The organism is Streptomyces sp. NPDC036815 (genome assembly GCF_055609205.1).
In genome coordinates this window covers 19,612-33,891 of the sequence record NZ_JBVJPW010000038.1, presented here as the reverse complement: position 1 = coordinate 33,891, position 14,280 = coordinate 19,612, and the positions used below count along the sequence as shown (strand labels likewise).

Genomic DNA, 14,280 nt, shown 5'->3' with positions numbered 1-14,280 from the left:
CCGCAGACCTGCGAGGCAAGAACAACGCCTCGTACTGATCAAGCCCAAACGCCGTCAGGGCGGGCCACGGAGTGACTCTCGGCCCGCCCTCTCGGCTCGGTACGTATACGCCCAGGTAACCGCGCATGCACCGCAGCTGGGCATCACCTCGGCGCCGGCCCGCCGCCTCGGTGTCAGTCCGCCCGTCCGATGTCGAGCACCTCGACAACGTCACCCGCCACGCTGCACGTGACCCAGCTCGACGCCCCAAACACCGCGACCGGCGCGCCCACGGGCGCACCGCAGGTGTCGGCCACCGAGTCGACGAGGGCGAGCACCTCCTCGTGCACGTCGTCCGGCAGCGTCTCCATCACCGCGTCGGCCTGACCTGTCAGCTCCACCCTGCGCATGGCGCCCCCTTGTGATCCACAGGCGCGCCACGGTAGAGCACACCGCGTGGGAACGGGTGTGCCTGTGGATAACCCATGCCCGTTAGGCTCCTAGGGCGGTGATGAACCGTGACGGGGACGACAACAGCGGCTATCAGGACGCAGTCGATCGCGCAGACCGCGTGACGATGTTCGCGTGGCTAATCATGGGATCGCTCGCGGGGATCGCCGTGCTGGCGGCCGCTGCCATGCATGTGCTCGTCCTCGCGCTGCTGGTCGCGATCGCCGCTTAGCCATGCGTCACGCAGCCTCGTACTCGTGCGCCCGCCCGCCGCGCCACGTTACCCACGCCGAGTCGTCGAGCAGCTGCTCCGCGCCCGGCAACCCGGCCCGGCGCAGGAACTCCAGGACGTCCGCATCATCGTGCGCGAGTCCGAGGATCTGCCCGCGCACGACCACCCGTCGGCCGCCCATGTGGGACGGCGAGTGAATGACTATCGGGGCGTCCGCCATGTCTCCAGGGTGCGCCTGGCCGGTCACTCCAGCACGCCGAGCGCGGTGTTCGGCGGCCGAGCCTGAGTGTCTCAATCCTGCTCAGTCCCTCGCGCCGAAACCGCCCGTCTTAGTACTCCAGCTGTAGATCGCGATCTTCATGTCTGGTATGCAGCTTGTCGCCGGCGATGGCTGGTGAGGGATCGCTGCTGGTGGCGTCGCCGCCAGTGCGACCAGCCGAGTCGGTGGGCCATGTCGTGGCGAGGCTGGGCGGTGACCGTGATGAACAGGCGCTGGGAATTCTCGATCCGTCCGGCTGTGCCGGTGTATTGGCGCTGGACCCCGACGGTGTGGAGGCCCTTCTTCACGTCGCCGGTCTCGTCGACGAGCACCGCAGCTTCGTCGTGGAGGTGCTCGACGACGTATTCGCGCACGTCGTCGCGGACGGCCTCGGCATCCCAGGCGGCCCGGCACAACAGGTGCTGCATACCATGCAGGCTGGCCTCCCCGGCCCACTCCGCGATCGTCCAGCAGTTCTTGCGGGGCAGGTCCGACAGCAGGCCCAGCACCAGCCGCCCGGCCCGCAGGCGGGGTTCGTAGCGGGCGAACCAGCCCGCTATGCGGCCCATGGCAGCCGCGAATGTCTCCCGCCACCGGGCGGGATCTATGCTGTGACCCGCGGCCACCATCTCATCGTCAGTCCACACCGCTCACGATGACTAACGGTGGCAGCACTCGTCCAAGGAGCGTCAGCGCGCGGGACTTCAGCAGGGTGCCGCCGTCGTACGCGGGATCTCCCGCGTACCCCTTGGGATCGACAGCCAGCCATGGCTCCCGGTCGGCACGCAGGATGTTCCGGGCATGAAGATCGCCATGGATCAGGGTCTCCGGCTGGTCCCGGCCCAGCTCCCGCACGGATGCTGCAGCGGCATCCAGCACCTGACGCGGCAGGGCATGCGGTAGCTCTTTGGCGTCTTTGCACAGCTATTCCTCCCAGACATCGGCCTGCTCGCGCAGCCGGGGCAGACCGGACGGTGCGGGGATAGCCAGGCGGTGATTAAGCCACCCGGCGACCGTCACCACCTCATCGCCGTCCTCGACCTCCGCCAGGGTCGACGGCTCAACCCGTTCCAGCAGCATCGCGAACCGCTCGTCGTCGCGCTGATGCAGCAGGACGGCGCCGCACCCGCCCCACGCAACGAACGCATCCGGCTCATGGACGTTACCGGGATGCGGAATGACACCTTCAGTACGGCGTTCTCCCCACTCCGCTCCCGTACCGGAACGATGACACCGACACCCCCGTGCATGACCTCGCCATCGGGCACGCACTCCCAGCGCCCCAGCAACTCCTTCACGATCCGGGCAGCTCGGCGAGCCACGCCGCCCCGGCTTCCCCCTCGCGGTCGACAGTGCTCTGCACGAACTCCTCTGGCATCGCGAGCATCCCGGCACCCTACGCGCCAGCCCGCCGCAGCCACCAAGCCCAAGCCGACCGTGCACTACCGAGATCGGGATCTACAGCTGCAGTACTAGGCGCGGGCCCCGGCGGGCAAAGGCCACCCTGCACGCCGCCGCCCAGCGCCAGATCGACGGCTTCGACAACCAGGACACCATCGCAGCAGACCGGGCCATCGTCGCCGTCCAGACCAACCCCGGCATCGGCGAACTCACCCCCCCGGCCGCGACCCCCTCCGCGAATACCGCGAGCCCGACACCGGCGTCCGAATCGTGTACTTCATCGCCGAATTCGGCAGCCACGTGATCATCTTGTACATCGAAGCCTGAACACCCCAGCGCGCCCGCAAACGCGGACCGGGCCGGAGTGTGTCCCGGCCGGAGGCGGGATGAGGCGCTGGGGTCGACTTCCGAGTCTTGGTATGACGCTAAAAGGATTCCCCTATCGCTATATCGGAATATCCATGTGGATCTCGGGATGGGAATGAGCGTAGTGTCCCGGAGTAGCGCAAGGATCTCAGATGGAGATCCCGCTAACCGAATAACGAAATTCTAGGATGGGAGGTCGTCATGGAGGAGCATGCTCTTGAGTATGAGCTCTACGAGACACCGATACTGATGGAAGTCGGCGAGTTCTCGGAAGACACCCTTGGTTCCTTCGGCACCATTTGGGACTCTTCCACGATTTTCAACGCCTAAGGGGAGTCGCCGTGTGCACTGGGTTTGTCGTGCTGCCCGATACTCCGGATGCGCAACCAGCCGGCGATGCACACCCATTCGACATGCCGAGGGTGCTCACTCACTCCTCGGGTCGTCCATGGGTGGTCGGTTGCTGGGGTCCTGACGAAGTCGTGTCAGCGGATGCAGGCCCAGTGCGGGTGGTGGTGATTGGTTATTGCCCGGTCACCACCACCCAACTCGCCAAATTCGCCAGACTGATCCGTACCCCGTCCGATGCGGACCGGCTTGCTCGGGCATTGCACGGCAGCTTTCATCTCGCCGTATCAGTAAACGGGAAAACTCGCACCCAAGGCAGCCTCACCGGACTCCGTCGCCTCTTTTACGCGTGTCTGGGACGTGTACCGGTCGTCAGCGACAGGGCTGATGTACTCGCATCCATGACCGGCGCATCGATCAATGAAGAGGTGCTCGCTACCCGGGTGGCATGCGGAAACATGCTGCCGTCACCGTTGGGCGAACAGAGCTTATGGGCCGGTGTCTCCGCAGTACCTCCGGATCATTACGTGGTGCAGACGCCGAACCGCATTCGCGAGGTCCGCTGGTGGCAGCCACCAGCTCCAGAGAATTCCTTGGAACGCGGGGCCGCTGCGGTACGGGAGGCGCTGACGGCAGGCATGGCTGGCAGGCGCCCTCGCGAAGGGAGGCTCAGTGCGGACCTCTCGGGAGGACTCGACTCGACTTCATTGAGCTTTCTGGCGGCACGTGGCAGTCCGGATCTCCTCATATTCCGTTGGGGTGAGGCCGAGGCCGGAAATGATGACGCAATCTACGCCTCGCATGCTGCACATTCTTTACCACATGCTGAGAGCCTCGTCATCCCGCAGAGAGAATTACCGACGATCTTCAGCAATCCGGAAGATCACGTGGACACTGAAAATCCCTATCTGTTCAGCCGCACACTCGCCCGGACCAGATTCAGCGCCCGACGCTTGGCCGACAAGGGCTCGCGATGGCATCTGGCAGGTCATGGCGCGGACGAACTTTTCTACAAGTTTCCCGGCTACCTGCACCGATTATTGCGGCGCCGCCCATGGACGGCAATCCAGCATCTTCGTAGCCATCGATCACTGAGTCGCTGGCCGCTGGCGGCGGCGATCTCCGAACTGACGTGCTCTAGAGACATCGCTCAGTGGTGGCGTGACCAGGCCAGCGGGCTCACCGGGGCAACTGTTCCCCGCCGCTTCCCACCGCTGGAATGGGGCTTCGTGCCCTTGCGGAGCCAGGCATGGGTGTCCGATGAAGCGGTGTCGGCCGCGCAGGCCGCACTGCGCCGTGCATCTGACATGGCACAGCCCCTGGCTGCTGACCGGGGACAGCACCAATTCTTGCAGGCCCTGCGCACCAATGGGCCCGCGTACGGACAGATGGCGCGTGTGTTTGCGGAAGCCGGCATCCAGCTCCATCTCCCCTACCTCGATGACCGCACGGTAGAGGCAGCGTTGGCGGTGCGGCTGGACGAGCGAGCCACCCCTAGAGCCTATAAGCCTCTCCTGGCCACATCGATGCGTGGCATCGTGCCGGACGAGATACTGCGACGCTCCACGAAAGGTGAGTTTAGCGAGGACGTTCGTATTGGCTTGCGCCAGAATCTTCCCGCAGTGCTGGATGTCTTCACACATTCCGCCTTGGCCGCCCGCGGGCTGATCGATACCAAGGTGCTGCGCAGACAATTGTTGGAGCCCCAGGCTGACACTTCGCGACATATTGCGCTTGAGCACCTTCTGGGCTGCGAGACATGGCTTCGCGCCACGACCAAGTAGCATCGCCGAGGAGGAATGATGCCCATACGTCTAAATCAGGATACTGTTCTTGCCCGTACCGACGACGGAATGGTACTTCTCCACCAACGCACCGGCCGATACTGGCAATTGAACCGTACGGGAACTGCCATTCTGGATCAGCTTCTGGCAGGAGCGACACCCGATGCCGTCGCCACAGAGTTGACGTCTCGGCACGGCATCGATCTTGATCAGGCTCATACCGACATCTCGCGTCTTACGTGCCAACTTCGCTCAGCAGAACTGCTGGAGCCAGGAGTATGAGCTCTCCGGTCTCCCTGCCCGAAAAGCGCCGACTTCCTGTACGCAGACGCATCGTTCCGATTGCCGCTGTGGGCGTCGCCCGGCTTATGGCCAGGATGTCACCGGCCCGACTGCGGGTGACGCTGGAGTTCATCCGGAGGAATGTCCCACCGGCGACCGCCGAGCAAGCTCTTTCCGCCCGACATGCCGTCACTACGGTGAGTTTGCGTTGTGCAGGGCAGGGGTGTTTGCAGCGATCCATTGCCGTCGCATTGCTGTGCCGCGCCCGAGGCGCGTGGCCCACGTGGTGTACTGGCGTGCGAACAAATCCATTCGCAGCCCATGCCTGGGTCGAGGTCGATAACCAACCTATCGGCGAGAATCTCCCATCTGGCCATTTTCAGCGCCTGCTGATCGTCCCCCCATTTACGGCACCCGGCACCTGATGATGGCTGACTATCACCTTCTTAGTGCCGAAGGGACTTGAGTGGTGCGCTGGTCGGGGACCGCACCTACCTTTCCCTCTGTGATACTTTCCTGCCGCATCCTCTAGGTAATAGATTCAAGGGAAGCTCTATGAGCAATTCGCATGACCCTTACCTGGCGCAGATCATGTCTGGCAACATGATGGCAAAGTTCGCGGCATTTGCCGGACGGGTTCCCAATTTCTCCGTCTACCGGCTGGCTGGGATTCAATACATAGACTGTGGCCTGCAGTCCGATACCTTCAATACCGTGTTCGGTTGGCCAGCCGATGCGGATGACATCGAAACAGTGACACGCCATTATCGGGAGCAGGGTAAACCTGCCGCATGGTGGCTCTCCGGTTCGTTCCCCGAGACCGAAGAGAAGTTGCAGCGAGCCGGGTGGGTGCACCAAGAATACGATGTCGGGATGTACCTCGAGCACTTGGTGCCATTGCCGGGGCAACTATCGGTCCACTCGAGGGTCGAGTACTGTGACACCGCGGAGCGCTTCCAGGATTTCGGCCGGACCCTGTCTTTAATTTTTGAACCCGAAAACCCTGTTGAAGCGGAGAACGTCAGGGCCATCTATCAACTGGCAGGCGAACATCGCGAAGAGCTCCCGGGTGACCTGATCCAGATTGTCGGTTACGCGGACGAGGAGCCCGCGTCCGTGGCGACCGTTTACCTGACGGGCAACGTGGCGGGAATATTCGATATCGCCACGCCCAAGCACCGGCGAAACCGTGGATTCGGAACCGAGATCTTCCAGCAAGCGCTGCGGGTGGCTCACCAGCGGGGAGCAAGCACGTGTGTCCTGCAGGCTTCACCCGACGGGCTAAACATCTATAGGAAGCAGGGTTTCGCTCCCTCGGGAAGCTTTGCGGTGTGGAATCTGCCCTGCTAGCCATGAGGATCCACATAGTGTCTGACGGCGCCGGGCCAGTAACGTTGATAGACAAGAGGGAGAACATGCCTGCCAGAAATAAAGCACAGGACGCAACTGAGCAGCTGATCGGAACTTTGACGAACTTGCCTGGCGCGAGCAGCTTCGAGGCCTCGGTCAGGGACAAGGTCATCGAGCTCTGGAAAGAAAGCAGTGGCAGTATCACTGTTGACCGGGTGGGCAATGTCGTGGCCGAGGTAAAGCCCGGGGAACCGGACAAGGGCCGGCTCACTGTTCTCATCATGGCTCATATGGACGAAACCGGATTCATCATCTCAAAGATTGATGAAAAGGGATTCATCAGGGCCAGGCCTCTGGGTGGCTGGATCGATCACGTCCTCTGGGGGCACTTGTGGCACATCACAGTCGGGGACAGGACGATCGAGGCGATTACGGGAATGGACGCCCCCCACGTCTTGACGGACTTCGACTCGCCTCCAGCGGTTTCATCCGCTCAGCTCTTCTTTGATACCGGACTGTCACGTGAACGACTGCTGGAGCTGGGGGTCCGGCCGGGCCTGCCCATCACTCCGGCAGCGAATTTCCGGGTACTCGATTCCGGAAGGCGCTACGCCGCCAAGGCACTCGATGACCGAGCGCCGCTGGCCATGATGACGGAGCTGTTGGGTGAGATTAGGCGGAATCCGGAGCCGTATCGGAACCTGAACGTCGTGTTCGCCGCCACCGTGCAGGAGGAAGTCGGCATGCGCGGCGCGACCGCCCTTGCCGGTGATGTCGACCCGGACGTCATCTTGAACGCGGAGATGGGTGTCGCGAAGGACTACCCCACGCAGTTCACCACGGACGACACCCCCGAGCTCGGTAAGGGGCCGGCGCTGTTCGCCTACGACGGGAGCATGCTGCCGAGTCCGAGGCTAGTCGACTTCATCTACAAGCTGGCTCAGCGGGAGAACATCCCAACGCAGTGGGAAAGCGAGGTCCAGTACGGCCATGACGCCTCGTCGTTGCAGTTGAGCGGCAGGGGAGTCCACGCCATCAATATCGGACTGCCGGTGCGTTACGGCCACAGTCACTGGGGGATCATGGACCGTCAGGACTACGACCTCATGCTGAAGCTGTTCGCGGCCACGCTGCGTGAACTGAGCGCAGAGGCCCTGTGACCCTCCAGAAACGTCTGGTACTCGCCATCCTGAGCCTGGCGTTACCAGTGTCCCTCGGGGCGTTCTCGATGGATATGGTGCTTCCCGTATTACCGGAGATAGCTAGGGCATTGAGCCTGACGCCGGGCCAGATCCAATGGATTTTAAATCTCTTCGTCCTGAGTTTTGCGCTGTGCCATTTACTCGTCGATCCCATGGCGGACCGTATGGGTGTTTACTTCCTGTTCGTCGCCGCCGCCGTCGGGTACGCCGCGAGTTCCGTCTGCATCGGGTTAAGCTCTTCGTACGCACTCATACTGTTCTTGCGCGTCGTACAGGCATTGGCCGCGTGCACGACCCTGGTCCTCTCCATGGCGCTGATTACGCAGACGTTTCACTCCTCGTATGTCACCAGGGGACACACCATCCTCTCCGGTGTCACCAGTCTGGGGCCGCTGCTCGCCCCGATAGCGGGCGCAGCAATCATCACGGCAGGCGGTAGTTGGCGAAGCATATTCTTCATGCTCGGACTCGCGGGATGTGCGGTACTCATCCTTTTCATCCGTCGCGGTAAAGTGTTTCGCTGGCACGCTGAGGAGGAGGCGCCGCAGCAGAGTTACGGCAAGATTGCAGCCTCTCCTTACTTCTGGCGCTATGCCATCTACGCGTCCACCGGGATGTGGTGGATATTCATCTTCTTTTCCTCAATGCCGTTCATCGTCTACTCTATTTACGACCAGGGCGTGTGGGCGCTTTCGTTGGTGTTTCTGGCGGCTTCGGTTTGTTTTCTGGCCGGAGGCTTCCTGAGCGCTCACTTCCTTCGTCGTATCTCGCAGGGACGGCTGTTTGACCGGTGCATCGTCATCCAGTTGGTACTGTCGGCGGTCCTGCTGCTGACCGCCCGCACTCTCCCGGTGCCGTTCCCGGCCTTCATCGGTTGGATCATGTTGATGCAACTGAATTGTGGAGTCTATTTCGGGCCAGCGATCTCGACCGCCCTACAGGGGTTCTCGGAGTCGCCGGTCGCAGCCACAGCACTCCAGGGATTCCAGCAGTACGCGTCCACGTTCCTTGTCGCTGGCGGGGTGCTGATCGTATTCGGGCGTACGGTGACGGATCTTGGCGTCATGTCACTGATCGTCACGGCCCTGTCGGCTTGTATCGGATTGTTCATCAAGAGGAGGTACGGAGTTGAAGCTGCGATGTGAGACCGAACCGCTCACCTCGTCGGAGTTCGGCCTGCGAGTGAACGGGCTCGATCTGAGGGAGGCCGATCAGGACGATGCGCAGGCGCTTATCGATCTCGCCGCGACGCACCAGGTTCTCGTCGTGTCCGGTCAGCAGCTGACGCCGCAGGAGCAGATTGACTTCTGCGGGATGGCCGGCACGATATTCCCTCATCCCCTGAAGAAGAACACCTGCCAGTGGCCGGAGATGACGTATGTGACGAACGTCGCGGAGAACGGCAAGGCGCGCGGATACCCCGGACCGGGCTTTCACATCTGGCATTCCGACATGTGCTATGAGTCGAATCCGCCGCGCTTCACCACGTTTTACGCGGAAAGAGTGCCGGAGGAGGGCGGTGACACGCTTTTCTGCGACACTTTGGCTGCCTACGACGGTCTTCCGGCGGAGATCAAGGAGGCCCTGGAGGGAAAGCAGGCGGTGTTCGGCTTTTCCCAGAAGCTGATGGAGCGATGCCAGGCCCGCGGGCACATGCTGCACATCGACCCCGAAGACCAGCGCCCGGACACCTTGCACCCGGTCTTCCGGCCGCATCCGCCGACCGGACGGAAGGCGGTCTATGTCAATTGGACACACACTGACGCCATCGACGGAATGTCGCAGGAGGAGAGTGACCAGTATCTCGACTCCATCTTCGCTCACTGTGAAGACCCGGCGTACATCTATGCCCATTCTTACAGGGAAGGGGATCTAGTGATCTGGGACAACCGAGCGACCCTGCACACCGGAGACGGTGCCGTGCCCGAGGGGCAGGCCCGGATTATGCGTCGTGTCGTGATCAATTGAATGGGTCCCGATCTCATTACCTGAATCGGAGATTCTCCGGCAGTAGGCGGCGACTTTCTGGAGGGTCTCGTCAACGGATTTCATCCAGACGAACGGCCGACTGGATCGGCTCATACCGCGCACCAGAAGAAGAGTCGGGGGTGGTTGCCTGATGCGTAAGAACAGGATCGCCATCATCGGATGCTCCTTCGAGTTCCCGAACGTTCGGGAATTGGACCAGCTGTGGACTGGTCTGATGAGCAAGCGATGCTTCTACCACAACACGTACGAAGAAGGTACCGAGCGCGTCGAGGCATGGGGCAGCGTCGACAACCTGAAGGGCTTCGACTACACCTTCTTCGGCTTCTCCTACAACGAAGCCCGCCGGCTCGACCCGCAGCACCGTCACCTGCTCCAGCACTGCTGGTGGGCCATGGAGAACGCGGGCTACATGGACAAGCAGGCGCTTCCCACCACTGCCGTCTTCGCCTCGGCAAGCGAGAACCACTATCTGTGGACGAATCTCGCCGACGAGATACGGGCCGGCACCGAGAACGAGGCACTGCTGGGGAACCTGCCGGACTTCCTGGCCACCCGTATCGCCTGGAAGCTGGGCGCAACGGGGCAGGCACTGACGTTGCAGAGCGGATGCAGCTCAGGCCTCGCTGGACTGCATCACGCTCGCGTGGCTCTCCTGACCGGGCAGGCAGAGATGGCCCTGGTGGGTGCGGTCTCGCTCGCCGCACCCCATGAAGAAGGTTACGAGTATCTCCCCAGCGGGATTCGATCAGCAGACGGAACAGTACGGCCTTTCGACCACAAGGCCAGCGGCACTGTCTTCACCAACGGCGTCGCCGCTTTGGTGCTGAAGCCCCTGCAAAAGGCCCTCGCCCACGGCGACGACATCCTCGGGGTGATCGAGGGCAGCGCCCTGAACAATGACGGGGGAGACAAGGCTGGCTTCACGGCGCCCTCGGTCTCCGGGCAGCGGCGAGCCATCCGCCATGCTTTGCGCGTGTCCGGGATCCCACCCGAACGCGTCGCGTTGTACGAAGCGCACGGCACCGGAACCCAGCTCGGTGACCCCATCGAGTTCGCGGCGGCCACCGAGGCGTGGGCAGGTTCGACGGCCGCGCAATCCACCTGCGCCCTGCAATCGGTCAAGGCCAACCTCGGCCATCTCGACACGGTCAGCGGGCTGGCGGGTGTGCTCAAGGCCTGTCTGGTGCTGAGGAATCGTCTCCTGCCGCCGCAGGCGAATTTCCGGGAGCCCAACCCCCATATCGCCCTGGACAGTTCGGTGTTCTTTGTGAACACCGAGCCTCGAAAGCTCCCCGACGAGGAGTGCTTCGCCACCGTCAGTGCGCTCGGCATCGGCGGCACGAATGCTCACGTCGTCATCGGTGGCGCACCTGAGGCCCCTGTGCCCCCGACGGCGCAGGCGGGCGGACTCTTCCTGCTGTCCGCCGCCAACCAGAAGGCATTTGGGGAGTTGCAGCAAGCGTGGTTGCGGTGGGACGGCAGCGACGACGCGATAGCGAGGTCGGCACAGATCACCCAACGGGGGCGCACCGCCCTCCGGGTGCGCCAGAGCGTGTGGGCAGACAGCGTCGAGGAGTTGCGGACCGGCCTGAGGAAGCGGCGCGGCCGTGCCAGGACCGTCCAGGGCGAACCAGCCGTCGTGCTGATGTTCACCGGGCAGGGCTCGCAGTACACCGGCATGGGACGGCACCTGTACGAGCACTCCGCCTCCTTCCGTGACGCGCTGGACGAGAAGCTCGCCGTCATGGAGGAGCTCTCCGGCCACAGTTACCACGACATCCTGTTTGTGCGGCACGACGTCGTCAACGAGCCCCAGCACACCCAACCCGCCCTGCTCGCGCTGGAGGTGGCGCTGGCCGAGTACCTGGAGCACTGCGGTGTCCACGCCGACCTCATGCTGGGCCACAGCCTGGGGGAGTACTCCGCGATGGTGGTGGGGCAGGCGCTGAGCTTCAGGGACGCGGCCAGGCTGATACTGCGGCGGGCGCAGCTCGTCCAGGGAACGGCCCCGGGCGCGATGTACAGCGTGATGGCGGGAGCCGAGACCCTCGCCCCGCTCCTGGACGGAACCGACCTCAGTGTCGCGGCGTTCAACACGAGCACGATGAGCGTCGTGTCCGGATCCGTCGAGGAGATCCGCCGCTTCACGGAGCGCGCGCGGCAGAGCGGTCTGCACGGCCAGCCGCTGAAGGTGGACCGCGCCTTCCACTCCGCTCTGCTGGACCCGATCCTGCCGCTCTTCCGAGAAGCGTTGCAGAGCGTGCGGTTCGCGGAGTCTCGGATTCCCGTGGTCTCGACGCTGACCGGACACGAGATCGGTCTCGAACAGTACGGCGAGCCGGACTACTGGCTGCGTCAGATGCGCGAACCGGTCGCGTTCGCGGACGCGGTCCGCAGTGCGGAGCGTCATGCGGACCGCTTCTGCTTCCTCGAGGTCGGCCCGGGCCGCACCCTAAAGAATCTCGCCTCACAGACCACGAGCCATCCCTGCGTCAACATCCTGCCGAATCCGGCAGACCAGGACAACGCGTGGAAGGCGCTCTTCACCGGCTTCGGTGAGATGTGGGAGCAGGGCGTGCGCGTGGACTGGCGGGAGACGCGGGATCAGGACGTTCTGCCGTCCTCCCCGCCGCTGCCGAACTATCCCTTCCAGCTGACGGAGTGCTGGACGACGCCGCGAAGGCAGAGCCGGGCGGACGGACCGCGGGCCTATCGCAAGTGCTGGGTGCCGCTGGATGAGCAGGCGACTGCGGTCGGCGGATCCGTCGGAGACTGGCTGCTGATACCGGACGGCGCCGGAGCGTCTGCGGAACTCGCGCGAGAGCTGCACGCCGACCTGCGCCGCCACGGCGGGAGCGGCCGCGTCGTCGAAGGCGACCGTGCGTCATGGGCTGCGGCGCTGAAGGATGGTCCGGCCAACATCGCGCTGTTGTTCCACCCGGACTCGGCAGGCGATGATGCCTTCGGGCCCTTGATGACCGTCCTCTCCCTGGTAAAGGAGTGGGATGCCGCGGGGCCACGCAAGTTGACCATCATCACCCGCTCGGCCGTCGATGTGATGACGGATCCCTGCCCGGCCCTCGCCGCCCTGTCCACGGCGGTGAAGTCGCTCAACCAGGAGTATCCGGCGCTGACTACCCGCCTGATCGATGTCGACGGCCGGGACGGAGCGCTTCTGGCGCGAGAGCTGGGCAGCGACGCGCCGGCGCTCGTCGTGCTGCGCCATTCCGACCGCCTGACCGAAGGGTTCCTTCCCCTGCCGGCACAGGGGCGGATCGACCGTGACCGCACGCCGCGGTCTGTGGTGATCCTCGGTGGCGGCGGCCAGGTTGGCCTGCAGTACGCGAGAACGTTCCTGGAGAACAGCGAGGCGAATGTCTGCCTGGTCCAGCGGAGTTCACTGGCGCACCTGAAAGCGCGCGACGACAAAGCCGGCCGGCAGCGGGCCGCTCGTATCGAGTCCCTGATGCAGCGGTGGCCCGGCCGACTGACGATCCGGGAGGCCGACGTCGAGTCGCAGGCTTCGCTGCTTGAGGCGTGCCGTGACGCCCGAGAGGCGATGGGCGGCCTGGACACGCTGGTCCACACGGCGGGCGTGGACGCATCCATGCACTACCAACTGATCAAGGACGTGGACGAGGCGTTCTGCCGCACCAGCTTCGCCGCGAAGAGCCGTGGACTGCACAACATGGCGGCAGTGGCAGCGAGCCTGCAGGTCGAGCACTGCCATGTGATCTCGTCGATCTCTGCCGCCCTGGGCGGCATCGGCATGTATGTCTACGGCTCGTTGCACGCCTGGCTGGACGCCGCAGTGGCGCAGCTGCGTCCGCACCACCCCTCGCGCTGGACGGTGTTGAGCTGGGAGGCATGGGAGTTCGGCGAGGACGAGGAAGTGCCCTCGCAGTTCCGTCAAGGCGCGTTCGGCTCGCAGCTCGACCGCTACGCCATGCGCCCGGCCGAGGGGCGGCGCGTCCTCTGGGGAGGCTGGAGCGGGCTGGCCGGTCAGCAGATCGTCTCCAGCGTCGATCTGCAGCAGCGCTACGAGGAATGGGTGGGAAGCCAAGGCGGTTCGTGTGAACCACTGGTCGACGAGCCCGCAGACAGGGCACCCCGCCCTGAGATGAGCGGTGAGTACCATCCGGCCGAGAACGACATAGAGCGGAAGATCGCCGCCGTTTGGGAGTCACTTCTGGGATTGACCGGCATCGGTATCGACGACAACTTCTTCGAGCTGGGCGGGCACTCCCTCCTAGCGCTGAGGATGACCGGGGACCTCAACAAGGCGGTCGGCTGCTCGCTGTCGATGGTGGACATCTTCGAGTATCCGACGATTCGCAAGCTGGCCTCCGGGATACAGGGCCCCGATGACCTTGCCGGTTTCGATGCCGTCCGTGAGGACGCGGCGTCACGTGCACGGAGGCGGCGGCAGAGGCAGCGTCGGCGAGCCGGCAGCCCCAACGCGGCATCGGGGCGCGAGCCGTCGTAAGACGTGACGCAGGCACGACATAGGCGGGGCATGTCCCGACGACGCCCGCGCACGCCGTCGGGACTTCACCTCGGACCGGCCGCCTCTGCCTCCGCCGCGGCAGCCCCGAGCCGCCTCCGGCCGGGCACATGCTGGCGCGAACGCGCCGCCCA

General features: G+C 64.0%; 14 protein-coding genes and 1 pseudogene. 10 read left to right on the top strand and 5 right to left on the bottom strand.

Going from position 1 to position 14,280, the window contains the following annotated elements; translation table 11 throughout:
• Positions 1 to 173: 173 nt before the first annotated feature.
• Positions 174 to 389, bottom strand: coding sequence for a hypothetical protein (locus tag ACZ69I_RS38350; protein ID WP_470837128.1), 216 nt, complete (start codon positions 387 to 389; stop codon positions 174 to 176).
• Between the two features lie 98 nt (positions 390 to 487).
• Between ACZ69I_RS38350 and ACZ69I_RS38345 the strand changes: the two genes are divergently transcribed.
• A complete protein-coding gene (locus ACZ69I_RS38345) occupies positions 488 to 661 on the top strand; it encodes a hypothetical protein (protein ID WP_470837127.1) in 174 nt (57 codons plus the stop codon).
• A 7-nt stretch (positions 662 to 668) separates the two neighbouring features.
• On the opposite strand, the gene ACZ69I_RS38340 is transcribed toward ACZ69I_RS38345, so the two are convergent.
• The 4 genes and pseudogenes from ACZ69I_RS38340 to ACZ69I_RS38325 all read right to left on the bottom strand — a co-directional run bounded on the left by ACZ69I_RS38340 (position 669) and on the right by ACZ69I_RS38325 (position 2,621).
• Positions 669 to 881 carry a hypothetical protein gene (locus tag ACZ69I_RS38340; protein ID WP_470837126.1) on the bottom strand — a complete coding sequence of 71 codons (213 nt, stop codon included), beginning with the start codon at positions 879 to 881 and terminating at the stop codon, positions 669 to 671.
• Positions 882 to 1,018: 137 nt separating this feature from the next.
• Positions 1,019 to 1,489, bottom strand: a complete 471-nt coding sequence (locus tag ACZ69I_RS38335; RefSeq protein WP_470837124.1) for a transposase — start codon at positions 1,487 to 1,489, stop codon at positions 1,019 to 1,021.
• A 109-nt stretch (positions 1,490 to 1,598) separates the two neighbouring features.
• Positions 1,599 to 2,307, bottom strand: a pseudogene (locus tag ACZ69I_RS38330) (aminoglycoside phosphotransferase family protein); the annotation flags it as partial.
• Between the two features lie 71 nt (positions 2,308 to 2,378).
• A complete protein-coding gene (locus tag ACZ69I_RS38325; protein ID WP_470837123.1) occupies positions 2,379 to 2,621 on the bottom strand; it encodes a hypothetical protein in 243 nt (80 codons plus the stop codon).
• Between the two features lie 267 nt (positions 2,622 to 2,888).
• On the opposite strand from ACZ69I_RS38325, the gene ACZ69I_RS38320 reads away from it, so the two are divergent.
• From ACZ69I_RS38320 to ACZ69I_RS38280, 9 genes are all read left to right on the top strand, one after another.
• Entirely contained in the window at positions 2,889 to 3,017 is a 129-nt protein-coding gene (locus ACZ69I_RS38320) for a lasso RiPP family leader peptide-containing protein (protein WP_470837122.1), read from the top strand.
• A 173-nt stretch (positions 3,018 to 3,190) separates the two neighbouring features.
• Complete coding sequence (locus tag ACZ69I_RS38315) at positions 3,191 to 4,819, top strand: asparagine synthase-related protein (RefSeq protein WP_470837120.1); 1,629 nt, start codon at positions 3,191 to 3,193, stop codon at positions 4,817 to 4,819.
• Between the two features lie 15 nt (positions 4,820 to 4,834).
• A complete protein-coding gene (locus ACZ69I_RS38310; protein ID WP_470837119.1) occupies positions 4,835 to 5,101 on the top strand; it encodes a lasso peptide biosynthesis PqqD family chaperone in 267 nt (88 codons plus the stop codon).
• On the top strand, positions 5,098 to 5,526 hold the full coding sequence (locus ACZ69I_RS38305) for a lasso peptide biosynthesis B2 protein (RefSeq protein ID WP_470837118.1): 429 nt from the start codon (positions 5,098 to 5,100) through the stop codon (positions 5,524 to 5,526). Before ACZ69I_RS38310 ends, ACZ69I_RS38305 begins: the two co-directional genes overlap by 4 nt.
• Before the next feature lie 130 nt (positions 5,527 to 5,656).
• On the top strand, positions 5,657 to 6,451 hold the full coding sequence (locus ACZ69I_RS38300) for a GNAT family N-acetyltransferase (RefSeq protein ID WP_470837117.1): 795 nt from the start codon (positions 5,657 to 5,659) through the stop codon (positions 6,449 to 6,451).
• Between the two features lie 2 nt (positions 6,452 to 6,453).
• The gene (locus ACZ69I_RS38295; protein WP_470837116.1) at positions 6,454 to 7,611 is read left to right on the top strand and encodes a M20/M25/M40 family metallo-hydrolase; all 1,158 of its coding nucleotides are present in this window, start codon (positions 6,454 to 6,456) and stop codon (positions 7,609 to 7,611) included.
• Positions 7,608 to 8,798 carry an MFS transporter gene (locus ACZ69I_RS38290; protein WP_470837115.1) on the top strand — a complete coding sequence of 397 codons (1,191 nt, stop codon included), beginning with the start codon at positions 7,608 to 7,610 and terminating at the stop codon, positions 8,796 to 8,798. Before ACZ69I_RS38295 ends, ACZ69I_RS38290 begins: the two co-directional genes overlap by 4 nt.
• Positions 8,782 to 9,621 carry a TauD/TfdA dioxygenase family protein gene (locus ACZ69I_RS38285; protein ID WP_470837113.1) on the top strand — a complete coding sequence of 280 codons (840 nt, stop codon included), beginning with the start codon at positions 8,782 to 8,784 and terminating at the stop codon, positions 9,619 to 9,621. The genes ACZ69I_RS38290 and ACZ69I_RS38285 overlap by 17 nt, the downstream gene beginning before the upstream one ends.
• A 151-nt stretch (positions 9,622 to 9,772) precedes the next feature.
• Positions 9,773 to 14,128, top strand: a complete 4,356-nt coding sequence (locus tag ACZ69I_RS38280; RefSeq protein WP_470837112.1) for a type I polyketide synthase — start codon at positions 9,773 to 9,775, stop codon at positions 14,126 to 14,128.
• Positions 14,129 to 14,280: the final 152 nt, after the last annotated feature.

Excerpts from the sequence above, each read along its gene's own strand:
- ACZ69I_RS38350 (WP_470837128.1), bottom strand. The coding sequence starts at position 389 with ATGCGCAGGGTGGAGCTGACAGGTCAGGCCGACGCGGTGATGGAGACG.
- ACZ69I_RS38340 (WP_470837126.1), bottom strand. The coding sequence starts at position 881 with ATGGCGGACGCCCCGATAGTCATTCACTCGCCGTCCCACATGGGCGGC.
- ACZ69I_RS38335 (WP_470837124.1), bottom strand. The coding sequence starts at position 1,489 with ATGGGCCGCATAGCGGGCTGGTTCGCCCGCTACGAACCCCGCCTGCGG.
- ACZ69I_RS38320 (WP_470837122.1), top strand. The coding sequence starts at position 2,889 with ATGGAGGAGCATGCTCTTGAGTATGAGCTCTACGAGACACCGATACTG.
- ACZ69I_RS38310 (WP_470837119.1), top strand. The coding sequence starts at position 4,835 with ATGATGCCCATACGTCTAAATCAGGATACTGTTCTTGCCCGTACCGAC.
- ACZ69I_RS38305 (WP_470837118.1), top strand. The coding sequence starts at position 5,098 with ATGAGCTCTCCGGTCTCCCTGCCCGAAAAGCGCCGACTTCCTGTACGC.
- ACZ69I_RS38300 (WP_470837117.1), top strand. The coding sequence starts at position 5,657 with ATGAGCAATTCGCATGACCCTTACCTGGCGCAGATCATGTCTGGCAAC.
- ACZ69I_RS38295 (WP_470837116.1), top strand. The coding sequence starts at position 6,454 with ATGAGGATCCACATAGTGTCTGACGGCGCCGGGCCAGTAACGTTGATA.
- ACZ69I_RS38280 (WP_470837112.1), top strand. The coding sequence starts at position 9,773 with ATGCGTAAGAACAGGATCGCCATCATCGGATGCTCCTTCGAGTTCCCG.